14 protein-coding genes and 1 pseudogene are annotated in these 17,768 nt (G+C 64.4%); 3 read left to right on the forward strand and 12 right to left on the reverse strand.

All coding sequences use genetic code 11. The features are described 5' to 3' along the window. Nucleotides 1–439 precede the first annotated feature (439 nt). Nucleotides 440–3,844 (forward strand): acyl-[ACP]--phospholipid O-acyltransferase, encoded by a 3,405-nt coding sequence (locus LB526_RS19990; RefSeq protein ID WP_224629379.1) that lies wholly within the window; start codon nt 440–442, stop codon nt 3,842–3,844. 64 nt (nt 3,845–3,908) lie between these two features. Here the strand turns inward: LB526_RS19990 and LB526_RS19995 are convergent, their stop codons facing one another. After that, nucleotides 3,909–4,634 carry an SDR family oxidoreductase gene (locus LB526_RS19995; RefSeq protein ID WP_224629381.1) on the reverse strand — a complete coding sequence of 242 codons (726 nt, stop codon included), beginning with the start codon at nt 4,632–4,634 and terminating at the stop codon, nt 3,909–3,911. A 149-nt stretch (nt 4,635–4,783) separates the two neighbouring features. Here LB526_RS19995 and LB526_RS20000 point away from each other — a divergent pair, with 149 nt between their 5' ends. After that, nucleotides 4,784–5,680 carry an AraC family transcriptional regulator gene (locus LB526_RS20000; protein ID WP_224629383.1) on the forward strand — a complete coding sequence of 299 codons (897 nt, stop codon included), beginning with the start codon at nt 4,784–4,786 and terminating at the stop codon, nt 5,678–5,680. Between the two features lie 73 nt (nt 5,681–5,753). Here the strand turns inward: LB526_RS20000 and LB526_RS20005 are convergent, their stop codons facing one another. Both LB526_RS20005 and LB526_RS20010 read right to left on the reverse strand, forming a co-directional pair. Further along, nucleotides 5,754–6,713 carry a dihydrodipicolinate synthase family protein gene (locus LB526_RS20005; RefSeq protein ID WP_224629385.1) on the reverse strand — a complete coding sequence of 320 codons (960 nt, stop codon included), beginning with the start codon at nt 6,711–6,713 and terminating at the stop codon, nt 5,754–5,756. Between the two features lie 99 nt (nt 6,714–6,812). Continuing rightward, nucleotides 6,813–7,798: pseudogene (locus LB526_RS20010) on the reverse strand (zinc-dependent alcohol dehydrogenase family protein). A 101-nt stretch (nt 7,799–7,899) separates the two neighbouring features. Between LB526_RS20010 and LB526_RS20015 the strand changes: the two are divergent. After that, nucleotides 7,900–8,802 carry a LysR family transcriptional regulator gene (locus tag LB526_RS20015; protein ID WP_224629387.1) on the forward strand — a complete coding sequence of 301 codons (903 nt, stop codon included), beginning with the start codon at nt 7,900–7,902 and terminating at the stop codon, nt 8,800–8,802. Nucleotides 8,803–8,934: 132 nt separating this feature from the next. Here LB526_RS20015 and LB526_RS20020 read toward each other — a convergent pair whose 3' ends face one another. The 9 genes from LB526_RS20020 to LB526_RS20060 form a co-directional block, all read right to left on the reverse strand. Further along, entirely contained in the window at nt 8,935–9,288 is a 354-nt protein-coding gene (locus LB526_RS20020) for a hypothetical protein (protein WP_224629388.1), read from the reverse strand. Nucleotides 9,289–9,752: 464 nt separating this feature from the next. Then, nucleotides 9,753–10,772, reverse strand: coding sequence for an isopenicillin N synthase family dioxygenase (locus LB526_RS20025; protein ID WP_224629389.1), 1,020 nt, complete (start codon nt 10,770–10,772; stop codon nt 9,753–9,755). A 225-nt stretch (nt 10,773–10,997) separates the two neighbouring features. Beyond that, nucleotides 10,998–11,651 carry a methionine ABC transporter permease gene (locus LB526_RS20030; protein ID WP_140844297.1) on the reverse strand — a complete coding sequence of 218 codons (654 nt, stop codon included), beginning with the start codon at nt 11,649–11,651 and terminating at the stop codon, nt 10,998–11,000. After that, a complete protein-coding gene (locus LB526_RS20035; protein WP_224629391.1) occupies nt 11,632–12,723 on the reverse strand; it encodes a methionine ABC transporter ATP-binding protein in 1,092 nt (363 codons plus the stop codon). Before LB526_RS20035 ends, LB526_RS20030 begins: the two co-directional genes overlap by 20 nt. 83 nt (nt 12,724–12,806) lie before the next feature. Beyond that, nucleotides 12,807–13,649 (reverse strand): MetQ/NlpA family lipoprotein, encoded by an 843-nt coding sequence (locus LB526_RS20040; RefSeq protein ID WP_224527832.1) that lies wholly within the window; start codon nt 13,647–13,649, stop codon nt 12,807–12,809. Between the two features lie 197 nt (nt 13,650–13,846). Beyond that, nucleotides 13,847–14,644: an aspartate/glutamate racemase family protein gene (locus LB526_RS20045; RefSeq protein ID WP_224629393.1), complete on the reverse strand. Its 798-nt coding sequence runs from the start codon at nt 14,642–14,644 to the stop codon at nt 13,847–13,849. Further along, the gene (locus LB526_RS20050) at nt 14,641–16,005 is read right to left on the reverse strand and encodes a dicarboxylate/amino acid:cation symporter (protein ID WP_224629395.1); all 1,365 of its coding nucleotides are present in this window, start codon (nt 16,003–16,005) and stop codon (nt 14,641–14,643) included. Before LB526_RS20050 ends, LB526_RS20045 begins: the two co-directional genes overlap by 4 nt. Nucleotides 16,006–16,007: 2 nt before the next feature. Further along, nucleotides 16,008–16,844: a substrate-binding periplasmic protein gene (locus LB526_RS20055; protein WP_224629401.1), complete on the reverse strand. Its 837-nt coding sequence runs from the start codon at nt 16,842–16,844 to the stop codon at nt 16,008–16,010. Nucleotides 16,845–17,047: 203 nt separating this feature from the next. Beyond that, nucleotides 17,048–17,737, reverse strand: a complete 690-nt coding sequence (locus LB526_RS20060) for an SDR family NAD(P)-dependent oxidoreductase (RefSeq protein WP_224527819.1) — start codon at nt 17,735–17,737, stop codon at nt 17,048–17,050. Nucleotides 17,738–17,768 lie beyond the last annotated feature (31 nt).

The following is a 17,768-nucleotide window of genomic DNA, read 5'->3' on the forward strand; positions in this document are numbered from 1 at the left end:
CGCGCCGGTGTAGCTCCAGCCGCCGTAAAATTTGAGAACCTCTCTAACGTTCCTCCTGACAGTGCCGGTCAGGTCATTTGTGAACATTGTTCATTTTGCTCTTGAACGTCGTTCACGATGTGCTATAGTGCATCCGTGAACAGCGTTCAAGGCAATGTATCCGGCCTGAAACAGACCGGCGCCCATCCGGCTTAACGCTGAAACGAAAGGATCATATCGATGCTCGCCGACAGCCAAGCCCGCAAACAGTCAAGCGCCTGGAAGGCCTGGAGGCCGATCGTGGACGACAGATTCCAGGCGCCAAGAACAAGAAACAAATGGATTGGATTGAATCGCAGTAACGAAGTTTAACGGCTTCCCGATAAACAAGGCTCAAACCGCGCAACTGTCCGCTCAGTCCAATCGGATTGCCAGCCGGCCTTGCCCAATGGAAATTGCCATGAACACCCATCTGATGATGTCGCGGCGCTTCGCGCCTCTCTTCTGGACACAATTCCTCTCAGCCTTCAACGACAATTTCCTGAAGAACACGCTGGTGTTCCTCATTCTGTTCACGCTTGCCAAGGACCAGGCCGCGTCGCTGGTGACGCTGGCGGGGGCTGTCTTCATGGCGCCCTTCCTGCTGCTGTCGGCGCTTGGCGGCGAGATCGCCGACCGCTTCGACAAGGCGCTGATCGCGCGGCGGCTGAAGTTCACCGAGATCGCCGCGGCCGCCGTCGCCGTCGCCGGCATCGCGCTGTCGTCGATCCCGGTGCTGATGACGGCGCTGTTGATGTTCGGCACCATCTCGGCGCTGTTCGGGCCGATCAAATACGGCATCCTGCCGGATCATCTCGAGCGCAAGGAACTGCCCAAGGCCAATGCCTGGATCGAGTCGGCCACCTTCGCAGCGATCCTCGGCGGCACTATCGCCGGCGGCGTCGTCTCCGCCGACGGCATCGGCGTTTGGGTGTTCGGACCGATCATGATGGCGCTGGCCGTCGGCTGCTGGTTCGTCAGCCACTATATACCGTCCACCGGTTCGGCCGCGCCCAACCTTGCCATCGACAAGAACATCTTCCGCTCGACCTGGCGGCAGGTCGCCGACTTGCGCACCGACACGCGCATCTGGCGTGCCGGCCTGATGACCTCCTGGTTCTGGCTGGTCGGCGCCATCGTGCTTTCGATCCTGCCGACGCTGATCAAGGATTCGCTCGGCGGCGACGAGATCGCCGTCACCGCCTATCTCGCCGTGTTCGCCGTCTCGATCGCCATCGGCTCGGCCATCGCCGCCTGGATGTCGCAAGGACGAATGGTGCTGCTGCCGGCGCCGGTCGGCACCGCGCTGCTGGCGCTGTTCGGCCTGCATCTTGCCTGGACCATCGGCAGCATGCAGCCTTCGCCCAAGGCCGAGACGCTTGCCGCCTTCTTCGCCGGCCCGAATACCATCCGCGTCGCCATCGACCTCGCCGGCATGGCCATTGCCGCCGCCTTCCTGGTGGTGCCGACCTTCGCCGCCGTGCAGGCCTGGTCGCCGGAAGCGCGCCGCGCCCGCGTCGTCGCCGCCGTCAGCATCGTCAATGCGGGCTTCATGACCGTCGGCGGCATTCTCGTCGCGGCCATCCAGGCTGCGGGCGTCTCGATCGCCGGCATCCTGTTCGGCCTCGTCGCGGCCAACGCCGTCGCCGCCTGGCTGATGCTGAAATATCTGCCGACCAACCCCTTCCGCGACTTCGTCTCTATCCTCTTCCGCGCCTTCCTGCGCCTGGAGATCGAGGGCATCGAAAACCTCAAGGCGGCCGGCAAGGCGCCGATCTTGGCGCTCAACCATGTCAGCTTCCTCGACGGCCCGCTGGCGCTGACCCTGACCGACGAGGAACCAGTCTTCGCCATCGACTATACGATCGCACAGGCGTGGTGGATGAAGCCGTTCATGAAGCTTGCTCGCGCGCTGCCGCTCAATCCCGCGAAACCTATGTCGACCCGCACACTGATCAAGATCGTGCAGGGCGGCGATCCGCTGGTCATCTTCCCGGAAGGCCGCATCACTGTCACCGGCGGTCTGATGAAGGTCTATGACGGCGCGGCCATGGTGGCCGACAAGACCAGCTCGATGGTGGTGCCGGTGCGCATCGAGGGGCTGGAGAAGAGCTACTTCTCGCGGCTGACCTCGCAGCATGTGCGCCGCCGCCTGTTCCCGAAGGTCAAGGTGACCATACTGGAGCCGGTGAAGCTCGAAGTCGCGCAGGAACTGAAGGGCCGCCAGCGTCGCGCCGCGGCCGGCTCCGCGCTCTACCAGGTGATGTCGGACTTGGTCTTCCGCACCCAGGACATCGGCAAGACGGTACTGGAGAAGATCATCGAGACCGCCAACGAGCGCGGCATGAAGGAGCTCGCCGTGCAGGATCCGGTTACCGGGTCGCTGAGCTACGGCAAGCTGCTGACGGCCGCCGCGGTGCTCGGCGAGAAGTTCGAGCATCTCTATGCCGGCCAGCAGACATTGGGCATCATGCTGCCTAACGCCAACGGCGCCTGCGCGGCACTGCTCGGCGTGATGTCAGCCGGCAAGGTTCCGGCGATGATCAACTTCACCGCGGGCGCCGCGAACATCCTGTCGGCCTGCAAGGCAGCCGAGGTGCGCACCGTGCTCACCTCCCGCGCCTTCGTCGAGCAGGCAAAGCTCGGGCCGGTGGTGGAGGAGATCGGCCGCTCGGTCGACATCGTCTGGCTCGACGACCTGCGGGCCACGATCGGCCTCAAGGACAAGCTGCTCGGCCTGCTCCGCAAGGCGACGCCGCGGGTGGCGCGCAAGGCGGACGATCCGGCCGCGATCCTGTTCACCTCGGGCTCGGAAGGCACGCCCAAGGGCGTGGTGCTCACCCACCGCAACATCCTGGCCAATGCCGCCCAGGCCGCCTCGCGCATCGACTTCCATTCGGGCGACAAGGTGTTCAACGTGCTGCCGATCTTCCACTCCTTCGGCATGACGGCGGGCACGGTGCTGCCGCTGATCTCCGGCGTGCCGGTCTATTTCTACCCCTCGCCGCTGCACTACCGCATCGTGCCGGAACTGATCTACGGGTCGAACGCGACGATCATCTTCGGCACCGACACGTTCCTGTCCGGCTACGCCCGCACGGCGCATCCTTACGACTTCCGTTCGGTGCGCTACTGCTTCGCCGGCGCCGAGCCGGTCAAGGCCGCCACGCGCACGACCTATATGGAGAAATTCGGCCTGCGCATCCTGGAAGGCTATGGCGTGACCGAGACCGCGCCGGTGATCGCCATCAACACGCCGATGTACAACAAGTCGGGCAGCGTCGGTAAAATCATGCCCGGCATGGAGTATCGGCTGCAGCCGGTGCCCGGCGTCGATGAAGGCGGCCGGCTCTTCGTGCGCGGCCCGAACGTCATGGCCGGCTATCTGCGCACCGAGAATCCGGGCGTGATCGAGCCGCTCGCCGATGGCTGGCACGACACCGGCGACGTCGTGACAGTCGATGACGCGGGCTTCATCTCGATCCGCGGCCGCGCCAAGCGCTTCGCCAAGATCGGCGGCGAGATGGTCTCGCTGGCCGCGGTGGAGGCGCTGGCCGGCGAACTCTGGAAAGGCTCGCTTTCGGCCGTCGCCACGCTGCCCGACGCGCGCAAGGGCGAGAAGCTGATCCTGATCACGGAAGCGCCCAACGCCACCCGCGCCGACTTCCTGGCCTTCGCCAAGGCGAACGGGGCCATGGACCTGATGGTTCCGGCCGAAGTGCGCGTCGTGGCGAAAGTGCCGGTGCTCGGTTCCGGCAAGCTCGACTTCGCCGGCGTGACCAGGATGGTGCGCGGCGAGGAGGACCTGAAGGTCAAGGCCGCCTGACCCGCGCATGCGAACAGGCCGGCAACAAGCTCCGGCCTGTTCATTGCCAGTCCCTGCCGTTCACTCACATGTTGGCGGCGGTCGGGCGCACGATCACTTCGTTGACGTCGACGCCGTCGGGCTGTTCGAGCGCGAAGCGGATCGCGCGGGCAATGGCGTCCGGCTTCAGTGACTTTTGCCGCCACTCTTTCAACGCCGCTGCCACCTGCGGGTCGCTGATGTCGTCGCCCAATTCGGTCGCTGTCACCCCAGGCGAGATGATCGTGGCGCGGATGTCGTCGTGCTCCTGCCGCAGGCCTTCGGTGATCGCCCACACCGCATATTTCGTGCCACAGTAGACCGCCGCGGTGGGCAGCACGAGATGCGCGCCGACGGACGCCACATTGACGATGTGCGCGTTTTTCTGCGCGACGAAGCGCGGCAGCACCGAAGCGATCCCGTTCAGCACGCCGAAGATGTTGACGTTTATCATGCGCGCCCACTCATCGCGCTTCAGCGCGACAAGCGGCGACAGCGGCATGACGCCGGCATTGTTGACCAGCGCATCGATCTGCCCGAATTGGGCATGAGCGGCATCGGCGAAAGCCTCGAAGCTCTCGGCATCCGTTACGTCGAGCTCGCGCCAGGCGACGCGTTCACCGATTTCCTCGGCCAGCGCTTTCAGACGCTCGGCGCGCCGGGCTCCGATGAACAGTCTGGCGCCGGCCGCGGCAAGCTCTCGCACCGTCGCTTCGCCGATGCCGCTCGATGCGCCGGTGATGAGTACAACCTTGTCTTTCAGTCCCGTCATGATCGTTCCTTTTTGGCTTGCGGTGACGGGATGGAAAATGGCGCCGCACAGGCGAAGACCGGTAGCGCGATCGTCCAAAGAGTTTGCACAATCCTCCAAACGAGGCAGACAAGCCTTGCAACATTCCGCGTCATGCAGATTTATGCGGCATGGAAAAAATCACCGAACTGGCCGGGCTGATTGCGCGGCATGCCCCGGACTCAGGCATGTCCGGCACCGCGATCCCCCGGCTGACGCTCATTCGTGCCGACCGGCCCAGCGCGCCGGTGCCGGCGGTCTATGAAGCTTCGCTTTGCATAATCGCCCAAGGGTCGAAGCGCGTCTCGCTGGCAGACCAGAGCGTGGTCTATGATGCATCGAGCTATCTTCTTGTTTCGGTCGACCTGCCTCTGGTCGGCCATGTTCTCGAGGCCAGTCCGGCCGCACCATATTTATGCTGCAAGATCGACTTCGACCTCGCGGCACTTGCCGATCTGCTGGTGACGGAGCGGCGGGCTTCTGGCGAAAAGGACTTGCCTGTGCTTGCTGTCTATCCAAGCGACCCGGACCTGATCGATGCCGCGAGCCGATTGGTGAAGCTGCTCGATCGCCCCGAAACCGTCGACGTTCTGGCCCCGCTGATAGAGCGCGAAATCCTCTACCGTCTGCTTACCGGTCCGCATGGCGCAACGCTTCGTCAAATGGGAACCGTGGACAGCCACCTGAACCAGGTGAGCCGCGCGATCGCCACGATTCGGAACGGCTTCCAGGCGCAGTTGCGGATCGACGAGATTGCCGCGGCGTCAGGCATGAGCGCGTCGTCGTTTCATGCTCACTTCAAGGCGATCACGCGCATGACTCCACTGGAATATCAAAAGCAGCTACGCCTGCAGGAAGCGCGAAGGCTGATGCTGGCCGACGGGGCCAACGCCGGCACGGCCGGTTTCGCGGTCGGCTATGACAGCCCGTCCCAGTTCAGCCGCGAATATCGGCGCCTGTTCGGCGCCCCGCCCCGTCAGGACATCGAGCGTCTTCAGGCCATGCCCGGCTCGGCCGCAGCCTATTGAGGCTTTGGCCGAACGGGGTGCAGCTGTCAAACAGGCCCTGGATCGCCGGAGATTTTGTGCCGGACCGATCGGCTCAGGCCGCGTATCTTGCCATGACGGGCTGCCTCGACCACTGGGCATACCAGGTGTCGAATAGCTTGAGCTGCTGCTCGGCATAGCCGCGCTGGCTGTCGCTCAGCGCATCCGTCTCGTTGAAGTGCAGCCTGTATTCGGGATTACCCTTCAGCACCATCATGTGCTTGAAATAGAGCACGAGGTCCGGACCCTCGTCGAAAGAGGACAGCACGGCCAGTGCCGCGTCCAGCTCCTGCGCCAGCCGGCGCGCTTCGGCATCGCCTTGCGCCGCCGCTTGGCTGAGACCCACCAGATGCAGCACTTCCTTCGGCAGGACATTGCCTATGCCGGTGATGGCGCCGGATGCTCCGCAATTGACGAAGCCGTGGAAGACGGCGGTGTCGACGCCGATCATCAGCGCAACGTCGTCGTCGCGGCTGGTTATGTTTTCCGCCGCGTAGCGCAAATCCGCCGGGCCGCCGAACTCCTTGAAGCCGACCAGGTTCGGATGCTCGGCGCGCAGCGCGAAGAAGAGATCGGCGCGCGTGGCAAAGCCGTAATAGGGGCTGTTGTAGATGACGGCCGGCAGGTGGGGCGCGGCGGCAAGGATCGCCTTGAAATGATGGCGCTGCGCCGTCACCGACGGCCCGCGCGACAGAACGCGCGGTATCACCATCAGGCCCCGCGCGCCGACCTTTTGCGCGTGGGCGGCGTGCGCCACGGCGCTGGCGGTGTTGACCGCGCCGGTGCCGACGATCACCGGGACGCCGGCCTTCACCAGGCGCTCGACGCCTTCCATGCGCTGCGCGTCGGTCAGCAGCGGCCAGTCGCCCATGGAGCCGCAATAGACGACGGCCGACATGCCGGCGGCGATCAGCTCGCGTCCCTTGCGCACCAGCGCGTCGAAGTCGGGAAGGCGGTCATCGGTGCAAGGCGTCATCAGCGCCGGCATGCAGCCGGAAAAAACATTGGCGGGCATTTTCGAAGTCTCCTTGAGGCAGGCATGCGGAATGACCAGTTTGGCCCGACGCAGCACCGCTTGCCAAGCAGATAGTCGCTTTTCCGGCTGAAGAGAGCCTCAAACGGTCACCACGATCTTGCCGAACTGTTCCCCTGCTTCCAGAAAGCGGTGCGCTTCGGCGATCTCCTCGAACGGAAACGTCCTGGCGACAATCGGCTTCAGCGCGCCTGAGGCGAGGCCGCCGAGGATGAAGGTCTTGGCGGCTTCAAGCCGGGCAGGATCACCAGTGATCTCGTGGACGAGGTAGCCGCGCAGCGTCAACGTCTTCGCCAGGACCTCGAACAGCGGGAACGGCGTCGGCTCGGGGCTGAGGCCGCCATATTCGATGAGAATGCCGCCGCGCGCCATGGCGGCCGTAAGCGGCGTGAAGATCGGGCCGCCGACCGCGTCGAGGACGACGCGCACGCCTTGCGGTGCTATCTCCCTCAGCCTCGCTTCAATATCCTCCTCGGCAGAGGCCACCACATGCGCCGCGCCGGCGTCGAGCAGCGCCATCTTCTTGGCCGATGTTCGGGTGACGGCGATCGGCACCGCGCCAATTCTGTTGGCGATCTGGATGGCGGCCAGTCCGACGCTGCTCGACGCGGCGGTGATGACGACAGGCTCGTCAGGGCCGAGACGCGCGATATCGACCAGCGCGCCATAGGCGGTGAGATATTGCATCCATGTCGCGGCGGCGGCCTCGAACGAAAGCGATGGCGGATGTTTCACCACAAGCTCGGCGGGAAAATTCACGAGCTGGCCATAGGCCGGCCAGCGCGCCATCGAGCGCGGCGGGATGATGCTGACTGCATCGCCCAGTGCGAAGACTTCCACGCCGGCTCCACCGCCTCGACGATCCCCGCCGCTTCGAGGCCGAGGCCCGATGGCAGCGTCGGCGTCTCGATGTAAGAGCCGTTGCGCATCAAGGCTTCGGCGCGGTTCAAGCCCAGCGCCCTGACGCGCATCCGCACCTCGCCGGGGCCTGGCGACGGAACATCCATATCTTCGATGCGAAGCACCTCGGGACCGCCGTGACTGTGAAAGCGAACAACCTTTGTCATCCTGCAACTCCAAACCCACCTGATGGAATGGACTATGCAGCGGTATCGAGAACCGATAAATCTGCACGCAGACAGAACAGTCGAAACGGTTGGTTTTGAATATGGATCGCCTCGAAAGCATGGAGGTGTTCGTCAAGGCTGTCGATCTCGGCTCGTTCGCGGCCGCCGCGGCGGCGCTCGACCTGTCGGGGCCGATGGTCGGCAAGCATGTCCGCTTCCTCGAAGAGCGGCTCGGCATGCGGCTCATCAACCGCACCACGCGCCGGCAGAGCCTGACCGATTTCGGGCGCGCCTATTACGAGCGCTGCCGCATCGTGCTGGCCGAAGTGCAAGCGGCCGATGCCTTGGCAGCCGATCAGTTGTCCGAGCCGCGCGGCACACTGCGCGTGACGATGCCGGCGCATTTCGGTCGCCACTGCGTCACGCCGATCCTAATCGAGCTGGCCCGGCGTTATCCGACGCTGGAATTGGACCTGTCGCTCAGCGATCGCTTCGCCGATCTCGTCGAGGACGGGTTCGACCTGGCGATCCGCACCGGCACGCTGGACGACAGGGCCGGCATCATCGCGCGCCGCGTCGCGCGCCAGCGCATGATCGTCTGCGCGTCGCCGTCCTACATCGAAAGCTTCGGCCGACCGCATCAGCCCGAAGAGATCGCCAGCCATCAGGCGATCATCTACCGGCGGCTCGGCCACGTGCTGCAGCCATGGCTGTTTACGCGCGACGATGACTCGGTGACGCAGATCGCCCCCGCCGGCCGGCTGCGGCTCGACGACCTCGACGCCATCGCCGATGCGGCAACCGATGGCATGGGACTGGCCTGGCTGCCATACTGGCTGGTGCGTGAACGCATCGAGGGCGGCACACTGGTCCGCCTGCTGCCTGAGCGACGCGACTATCTCTATGACTGCCACGCGCTTTGGCTGCAGACGCCGCACCTGCCGCTGAAAGTGCGGCTGGCCATCGACGCGCTGGCGGCGGGATTGCCGAAGATGATGAGCTAAGTCCACGCCGTTTCAGTCGCTGCATCACACCGAGCCGCGTCAGCACCTTCGTCGCGAACAGATGATCGTAAGCCCCAAAACCTTCAGCACTGCGGCGGGTTCGACGTCTATGCGCTGGAAGTCTCATGCCTTTCACACCGTAGAGCGCAGAATGGCCTGCATATGTTCTGGCAGGTCGAGCTCGCCGCGCGCCTCGACCTCCAAAAGATATCTGGCCTTGGCCAGGCGGTCGCCTTGCTTGACCGCCCGATAGGCGCAGATGGCCAGCAGCGCCCTCTCCTCCTCTCGCCCGGCCTCGATGTGGTCACGGCTATGGCTGCCCCTTTTGTGGACGGCCTTGCCGAACGCTGCGTACGCTGCCTTGTGCGCCTCAATCAGGGCGAACAGGTCATCGGATGGTTGCCGGTCACGCCTCGGCGCCTTCGTGCTGTGACCGTTTGCTGCGACGGTCGAGGCGACGACCGCGCAGCCGGAATGAAAAAGCAAGGCGCGGCGGCTGATCCTGGACGTGGCGAACTCTCCTCTTCACTTTACGGCAGGTCCGAGCGGATGCCGTGAACATCGCCAACACCGTAACACAACGGTTCGCGCATTCATGTCAGGATGGAATAGCGAGGAAAACGCGCTTGAGGCTCGAGCGCGAAATATTCGAGCGGCGGCGGCCGACCGGGACCGGAGCCGGTGAAGGGATCGACATCCAAATGCAGGGCGAGCGCGTCGCCGGTCTGATCGGCGGATTCCCGACGCAGATAAGAAAAAGGCCGGGCGCGAAAGCGGCCCGGCCAAAGTATGAAGGTCATAACCTTCAGAGGGGAACATCGCCCGGCGCAATGGGAGGAAAACACCGAGCGATGGTTCCTATGTGGGCCTGAAGCGGCATATTTTCCACGAACGGAATTCCAAAAAAGACGGGAAACGCGAAAAAATCTCGCTCAAACCCAACGAAATCGTCAGCCGATGGCCGCTGCTTTTTCCAGAAGGTCGGCATAGTGACGCCGCGCCACGTCGGGATGCGACCGCAGGCGGCTTTTCAGCACATTGGTTCCGACGTTGCGGAAGAGCGGATTGTCAGGATCGCTGGCCGGGCCGCGCGCTTCGGCCGCGAGCTCCTCGGGCAGGTCGAGCAGCGGGATAATGGCATCGAGCCGGGCGCTGAAGAAGAACGGCACCGAAATGCGTTCGACGCCGGCCGGCGGCGTGACGACGCGATGCACGGTTGCCCTGAGATAGCCGTTCGAGGCGAGCTCCAGCAACTCGCCGATGTTGACGACGAGCGTTCCCGGGATCGGGTCGACATCGACCCAGCTGCCGTCATATTCGACCTGGAGGCCCTTGTTCTCGTCCTGCAGCAGAAGCGTGAGAAACCCGCCATCCTTATGCGCGCCGACGCCCTGGTCGTCGCCGGTGGCATTGCGGCCGGGATAGCGCACGATCTTCATGCGATGGTTCGGTTCGCCGCGATAGATCGGATCGAAAGCGTCCTCCGGCTGGTCGAGCGACAGCGCGAAGGCTTTCAGCAGCCGGATCGCCACATCGGTCGCCTTGGCCTGCCAGGCAAGCAGCGCGGGCTTGAGATCGGGGAGCGCGGCCGGCCACTGGTTCGGGCCCTGCAGCCGCGTCCAGGCCGGCACGCCTGGCCCTTGCGGAATGGTCGCGCGTTCGACGCCGATGTCGAGCTGCTCGCGCCAGTCGGCCTTGCCCCTGGTCAGCTCGCCGCCGGCGCGCGTATAGCCGCGAAACTGCGGCGACTTCACCATTTCGATGTCGAGCTTGTCGGCCTCCGGCAAGGCGAAGAAGCGACGCGCGGCGCCCAGCACCGCATCGATCTCCGGCTGGGTGATGCCGTGGCCGCTCAGATAGAAGAAACCGACATCGCGGGCGGCGGTGCGCAGATCGAACAAGAATGTCCGCAGTTCCGATGCGCCCTGCTCCAGGCGGTCGAGATCGAGCACCGGAATTATTCTTGCCATGGACAGGCTCCTCTTGGCGCCAACTCTTTGTTTTTCGCGATTCCGGACGGAAAACCGCTGCGCACTTTCCCCGAATTGCTCCAGCTACCCCGCGGCACGATGACATGCGCGCCATTGCGGGTGAAGAAACGCACCGCCCAATCTCGTTGCAAACGGAGCAAGCCGGCGCTCAATTCCCGTCTTTTGCGGCAAATTGCGTTCGCGCCGGCGCCCTTGCTCGCCCGGTCAGCGATGATCCAGCCGCGCGACGAGCCGGTCGCCGATCCACTGGATGCCGCAGACCAGCACGATGAGAACGACGACCACGGCAACCATGACGCTGGTCTCGAAGCGCTGATAGCCGTAGCGGATGGCAAGGTCGCCGAGGCCGCCGGCGCCAATGGCGCCGGCCATGGCCGACGCGCCGACCAGCGTCACGAGCGTCACGGTGAAGCCCGCCACAATGCCGGGCAGCGCCTCCGGCACCAGCACCTCGCGGATGATCGTCCAGCGATTACCACCCATGGCGCGCGCCGCCTCGATCAGCCCGTGGTCGACCTCGCGCAGCGACACTTCGGCGATGCGGGCGTAGTAGGGCGTGGCGGCGATCGACAACGGCACGATCGCCGCCCAGGTGCCGATCGAGGTGCCGACGATCAGCCGCGTCACCGGGATCAGCGCCACCAGCAAAATGATGAAAGGAACCGACCGGAAGCCGTTGATGACGGCGCCGAGAGTACGGTTGACCCAAAGGCTCTCGGCGATGCCGCCGCGATCGGTGGCGACCAAGGCAAGGCCGAGCGGCAGGCCGAAGACGAGCGATATGATACCGGACGCGCCGGTCATCAGCACCGTTTCCCAGATCGAGCGAAGCAGGAGTTCAAACAGGACCGGCGACATGGCCAAGCACCTCCACCCGAGCGCCGCGGTCCTTCAGGAATGTCGTCACCCGCGCAAGATGCGCGGCTTCAGCGCCGGCAACGGCCAGGAACAGCGTGCCGACAGGCTGACCTTGGACATGATCGACGCCGCCCTGCACCAGGCGGAATTGGCCTGGCACCGCTGCGGCAAGATCGGAAAGCAAAGCACCGCGCGCTGCCTCGCCGGCCACATCGATCCGGAGAATCGTTTCGGCGCCTTCGCCCGGAGCCAGCCGGCCGGCGATCTCGGGCGGCAATTGCGGCCGGATGCTGCCGAGCAGGCTGTGGGTGATCTCCGATTTCGGATTGGCGAAGACCTGCCAGACGGCCCCTTCCTCGACGATCCGGCCGGCATCGATCACCGCCACGCGGTCGGCGATGGAACGGATCACCTCCATCTCGTGGGTGATGAGCAGGATTGTGAGACCGAGCCTGGAATTGATGTCCTTAAGCAGCGCCAGGATCGAGCGCGTCGTCTCCGGATCGAGCGCCGAAGTCGCCTCGTCCGACAAGAGCAGCGCCGGCCGCGCGGCGAGCGCCCTGGCGATGCCGACGCGCTGTTTTTGTCCGCCCGACAGCGACGCCGGATAGGCCTTCGCCTTCTCCGAGAGGCCGACCAATTGCAGCAGCTCGGCCGCGCGCGCCATACGCTCGGCGCGCGGGCGGCCCTCGATCTTGAGTGGCAACGCGACATTCTCCTCGACGGTCTTGGCCGACAGAAGGTTGAAGTGCTGGAAAACCATGCCGATGCGGCGGCGCAGCGGCTGCAACTCGCGTTCGCTGAGACGGCTGATCTCGCGGCCCTCGATGAAGACCTCGCCGGAATCGGGCCGCTCCAGCCCGTTCAGACAGCGGATCAGCGTCGACTTGCCGGCACCGCTGCGGCCGATGATCCCGAGGATCTCGCCCTTCTGAACGGTCAGCGACACACCGTCGAGCGCCGGCGTCGCGCCGAAGCGGCGCTTCAGGCCGACGAGGCGGACAACGTCTTCCCGCCCGGTCGGCTGGATGTGGATCGGATCGGCCCGTTCGGCCGTGACATGCTGGTTCATTTCCATGTCCGTTTCTGTGCCGCGCAAACGCGACGGCGGCCCGCTCAGCAGCGGGCCGCCTATTTCTGGCAGCCAGGCGCCGATCAATAGGCGCTGATCCCGGTGCCCTTGTAGACCTTGTCGAATTCGGCCTTCACCGTTTCGTTCTGGTAGGAAGCGACCAGCGTCTTCACCCATGGCTCGTTCTCGTTGCCCGCCTTGACAGCGATGAAGTTGCGATAGGGATTGTCTGCCACCGGCTCCTGCGCGATGCGGTTTTCCGGGCCGAGGCCGCTCTTCAGCGCCCAGTCGGTGTTGACGACGGCGGCGTCGAGATCGTCCACCGAGCGGCCGACGATGCCGGCGTCGAGTTCCTTGATCTCAAGCTTCTTCGGGTTGTCGGCAATGTCGGCGGTCGTCGCCAGGATGCCCGTGCCGTCCTTGAGCTTGATCAGGCCTTCATGCTCCAGGACATGCAGTGCGCGCCCTTCGTTGGAGGGATCATTCGGCAGGCCGATCACCGCGCCTTCGGGCAAATCGGCGACCTTGGCATGCTTCTTCGAATAAAGGCCGATCGGCCAGACGCCGGTATAGCCGACCGGCACGATGTGGTAGCCTTGCGTCTTGATCTGGTTGTCGAGGTAGGGCTTGTGCTGGAAGGCATTGGCGTCGATCTCGCCGCGGTCCAGCGCCTCGTTGGGCTGGGTGTAATCGTTGAAGACGACGGTCTCGATGGTCAGCCCTTTCTTGGCCGCCTCGGCCGTGACGACGCGCCAGACATCCTCATCCTCACCGCTGATGATGCCGACCTTGATCGACTTCTTGTCCTCGCCGAAGGATGGCGACGGCGCACCAAGACTGATGACGGCCAATGTCGTGGCGAGAAGCACGCCAAGTCCGGCGCGCCTGGTGACTGACGTAACGAGAGACTTTGAAGCGTCGGACATGATGCGTTCCTTGCAATCCTGAAATCAGTTCGGCCTGGCGGAATGCGAAGCCTTGTTTTCAGGATCATCAATGCTGCCTCATCGGGCAAAGAAGCGCATTTCCTCTGAAGCGGAGTGCGGGAAATATTCTCTCAAAGATTTGATGACTTGGAGCACGCCCGTTGAGCGGATGTTCGATATCGTAAAGGCGGCAGCGCCTATGAAGCGCGCCGGGCAAGGCGCAAGGGCAATCGGTCGCCTCCCGGCAGCGACGAGACGGACGGCAAGCCGCGCGCCTCCTGCGTGGCAAAGCCCAATCGGGTCAGGCAGGCCCGCGCCAGGGCCGCATTGCTGTCGATGACCAATACTCCGGCCGGATCGTTGAGGCTGGCGGCCACCACGGACAGTTCGGTGCAGCCGAGAAGTGCCACATCGGCGCCGGCCATTTGCGCGAGATCGAGCGCGCGCTCAGTCTCAGCCGCGGCTTCCGCAATCGAGCCTGCCTTTACGAGATTGATCGCGCTGTCGACGCGTTCCTGGAATTCCGCGTCTGCCGGAACGCAGACCTCGAACCCCGCCGGCGAAATCCTGTCCTGATAAAAGCCGGAGGCAAGCGTGCCCCGGGTTGCGAGGTTCGCAACTCTGCCCCGGTCCAGGCTCCGGCGGATCTCCGCCACCACCGCGTCGCCGATGTGGATGATCTCGGCTGGCGAGTTCGCCGCCAGCTTTTCGTACCAATGATGGGCGGTGTTGCAGGGCATAGCGATACAGGAAACGCCGAGCGCGTTGAGCGTCGAGACCGCAGCTTGCAGCGGCGCCAGCGGCCCGTCATGACCAGCCAGGATCGCTTCGGTCCTGTCAGGCAGTTGCGGCACGCTGAGGATGACGGAAGGCACATGCTCGTTGTCGCGCAGCGCCCCGGTCATCCGGGTCAGCTTAAAGTAGAAGTCGGCCGATGCGAGCGGCCCAAGACCGCCGATGATGCCGAGCTGCGGACGGATGCCGTCGTCGATCATCGGGCGGGCTCGGCTTCGAGCTCTTGCGCGACGGTTTCAGCAGCCTGCGCCGCTTCCCGATGGCTGGGCGCGATCATTGCCGTGCTTGCGGCCACGGTGGAGACGCTGGACAGCGTCATCAGCGTGTCCACGGCCGCGTCCACCGCGACGAACAGGACGAACGCCGCCTCGAAGGGAAGCTTCAGATAGCCACAGACAATGGACATCTGCGACAGGATGAGCAGGCTGCCCATGCCGCCTGTCGTCAACGCCAGAAGCGCGGAGACGACACCGACAAGCAAGAGGTCCGGGATCGCCAGGGGATGGCCGTAGAGCTGGGCGATGAACAGGACGCCCGAGGTGTAGACCAGCGCCGGGCCGGTTCGCAGAAGCGCAGCCTGCAGGGGCACGAGCAGCTCGACGACCACCAGATTGAACCTCAGGCGCTCTGTCAAAAGGTTGATGACCCAGGGCAGCGAGGCGACCGTGGAGCGCGTTGTGATGGCCACCATCAGAAGCGGCTGAAGGGTCTTGATCGTGGCCCAGTAGCTTCGCCGCGAGCGTATGGCGATGACGGCAAACGCGCCGGCGAGGAATGTCACGCAGGAAAGGCCCATCACCAGCAGGTAGCCACCCATCAGCATCAGCGGCTTGATGCCGGTCGACGCGGTCTGGTCGGCGATCAGGATGAAGGTCGCGAAGGGCAATCCCCAGACGAACCAGTTGGTCAGCACCGTGCAGGCCTTGTACACCGCGTTGAGCGCCTGTGAGAGGCTGAGCGACGAGGGCTGGGGAATCTTGCCCATCGCGAGCCCGAAAAGCAGGCAGAACAACAGGACCTGGATGGTCTGGCCCGAGGCCAGCGCGTTGAAGACGTTGTTCGGCACCAGATCCAGGAAGATCGAATGTCCGCTGTTCGGATCCCCGGTCGACGGCGGCGGCTGGAAGGGGAATGCGAGATCGGTGGAGACGCTGCCTTGCGAATTGATGAACTCGCCGAGCTCGATACGCGACTGCGGGTTCTCGATCTGGCCGGGCTTGAGGATCAGCGAATATGTGCCGCTGACCAGCACGGCAAGGAACGACACGACCAGTACCGCTATGCCGACCTTGCCGAGGTAGCGGACCGATTTCGGGTCCTGGACCATGGCGGTGATGGAGAAGATCACCGACGAGACCAGATAAGGCAGGACGACCATCTTGAGGACATTCAGGTAGACCTGCGCGACAGGGCTGATCGCATGGGCGAAGGCCGGGTAATAGAGGCCGCACAGGATCCCGGCCAGGATCATGATGATCGTCGTCGCCGGCGAGCGCAGGATGCGCTTTGCCGCCAGGCGCCAATCGAAAGGCATGGCTGCGGCTACATCCGATACAGCCATTGTCAGGCTTTGCTCCCCTGGCGATAACGCGCGATGATCTCGTCGGTGTTGAGGACCTGCTGGCCTCGCGCGAGATCGAGATAGAGATCGACGAACGCCGCAAGATGCGGGTTGTCCGGACTGATGCCGACCGCGATCGTGTCGACCTTGTCCGTCAGCGTGATCGAGCGCGCGACCACCGTCATCGACGGATCGTCGACCATCAGCTTCTTGATCTCGAAATCGTCGCGATAGGCGAGGTCGATCGTGCCGTTGCGGATCGCATCGATCACCGTGTTCCAGCCGGCGAAGCGCTGGATCGTCGCGTGCGGAAACGTGGCGGCCGCGTAGGTGGCGAAGGACGAGCCTTCGATCACGCCGAGATCGCCGGAGAAGTCGCGGATGATCTGCTCAGGCGGCTTGCCTTGCGTGATGCGCGCCAGGTTGACGCGGTTCGCCAGCAGCCCCTGGTGCAGCATGGCGTATGGCCGCGAATAGAGGATCGAGCGGCCGCGCCGGAGGGTGCGGCTCAGCTTGCCGACCGCCAGGTCCGCCTGGCCGGACGTCAGCTGCTGCACCATGGCGTCGAAGGTCCCGGCTGATCGGTCGAACACCGGTTCGACGCCGAGTTCCGCGGCTATGCCACGCGCCAGGTCCATATCGATGCCGCTGTCCCCAGAGCCGTCGGCCGGGAAGAAGGGATCGGAAGCGAAAGCCGGCATGGCGATGCGTAGCTTGTTGTCGCTGACGATGGGTTTGGGAGCGTCTTGCGCCTGGGCCGGCGTGGCCAGGGCTTGCGCCTGCGCGAGCAGCAGCCCTCCGCCTCCGGCTGCAAACAGCGTGCGACGTGTAAGCGGCATGCGCATTTCTCTATCGTGCAGGAGAGCCGGACAACAATTCTGACCGATGCGCAGTATGCACGCCGAAGTTAAGTAAAGGTATCTTTTGTTTTGCGCTTTTTTACATTGCAGACGGCTGAAACGGCATCAGGAGACATGCAGACTTTCTAAAATAAACGAGTCCGCGACGGGGCGTGTTGTTGTCCGGTTCGTGCGAGGGATCGTCAGAACGTCTCGACCCAGGGCCTCAGCTCGACCTCGAAGCTCCACGCGCTGCGATGCTGGCGATGGACGGCGAGATAGGTCTCGGCGATCGCATCGGGCGAGAGGCGACGATCCGGCCGGTCGGACTCGGGCGCCTGCCCGGCCGGCTCGATCTGGCCGTCGATGATGAAATGCGCGACGTGGATGTTCTTCGGACCGAGCTCGCGTGCCATCGATTGCGCCAGCCCGCGCAGGCCGAATTTCGGCATGGCGAAACCGGCGGAACCGGAGAACCCTTTCAGGCTTGCGCTGGCGCCGGTGAACAGGATCGAGCCGGAACCACGTGCAAGAAGCCGGCGCGCCGCCTGCTGGCCGACAAGGAAGCCACCATAGGCGCCGACGAGCAGGGCTTGCTTGACCGCTTGCGCGTCGAGTTCGGCGATTGGGCCGCGCGTGCGGCCGCTGGCGTTGAAGACGGCAATTTCGAGGGGACCTGCCTTGTCGGCCGTCTCGAAGAGGCGCTCCACGGAGGCTGCGTCCGATACGTCTGTTTCGAGGGCCTGCGCGCCGGTTTCCTTGACCAGCGCGGCCAGTTTGTCGACGTTGCGGGCGGCAAGGACGACACGGAAATCCTGCTTGGCGAGAAGTCGCGCCAGTGAGGCGCTTAACCCGGAACCGGCGCCCGCGATCACTGCGACGTTGGCTGCCATGGCATTTTCTCCTTGCGATAGTCCATCCGGG

The organism is Mesorhizobium sp. CA6 (genome assembly GCF_020165035.1).
Lineage (GTDB): Bacteria > Pseudomonadota > Alphaproteobacteria > Rhizobiales > Rhizobiaceae > Mesorhizobium.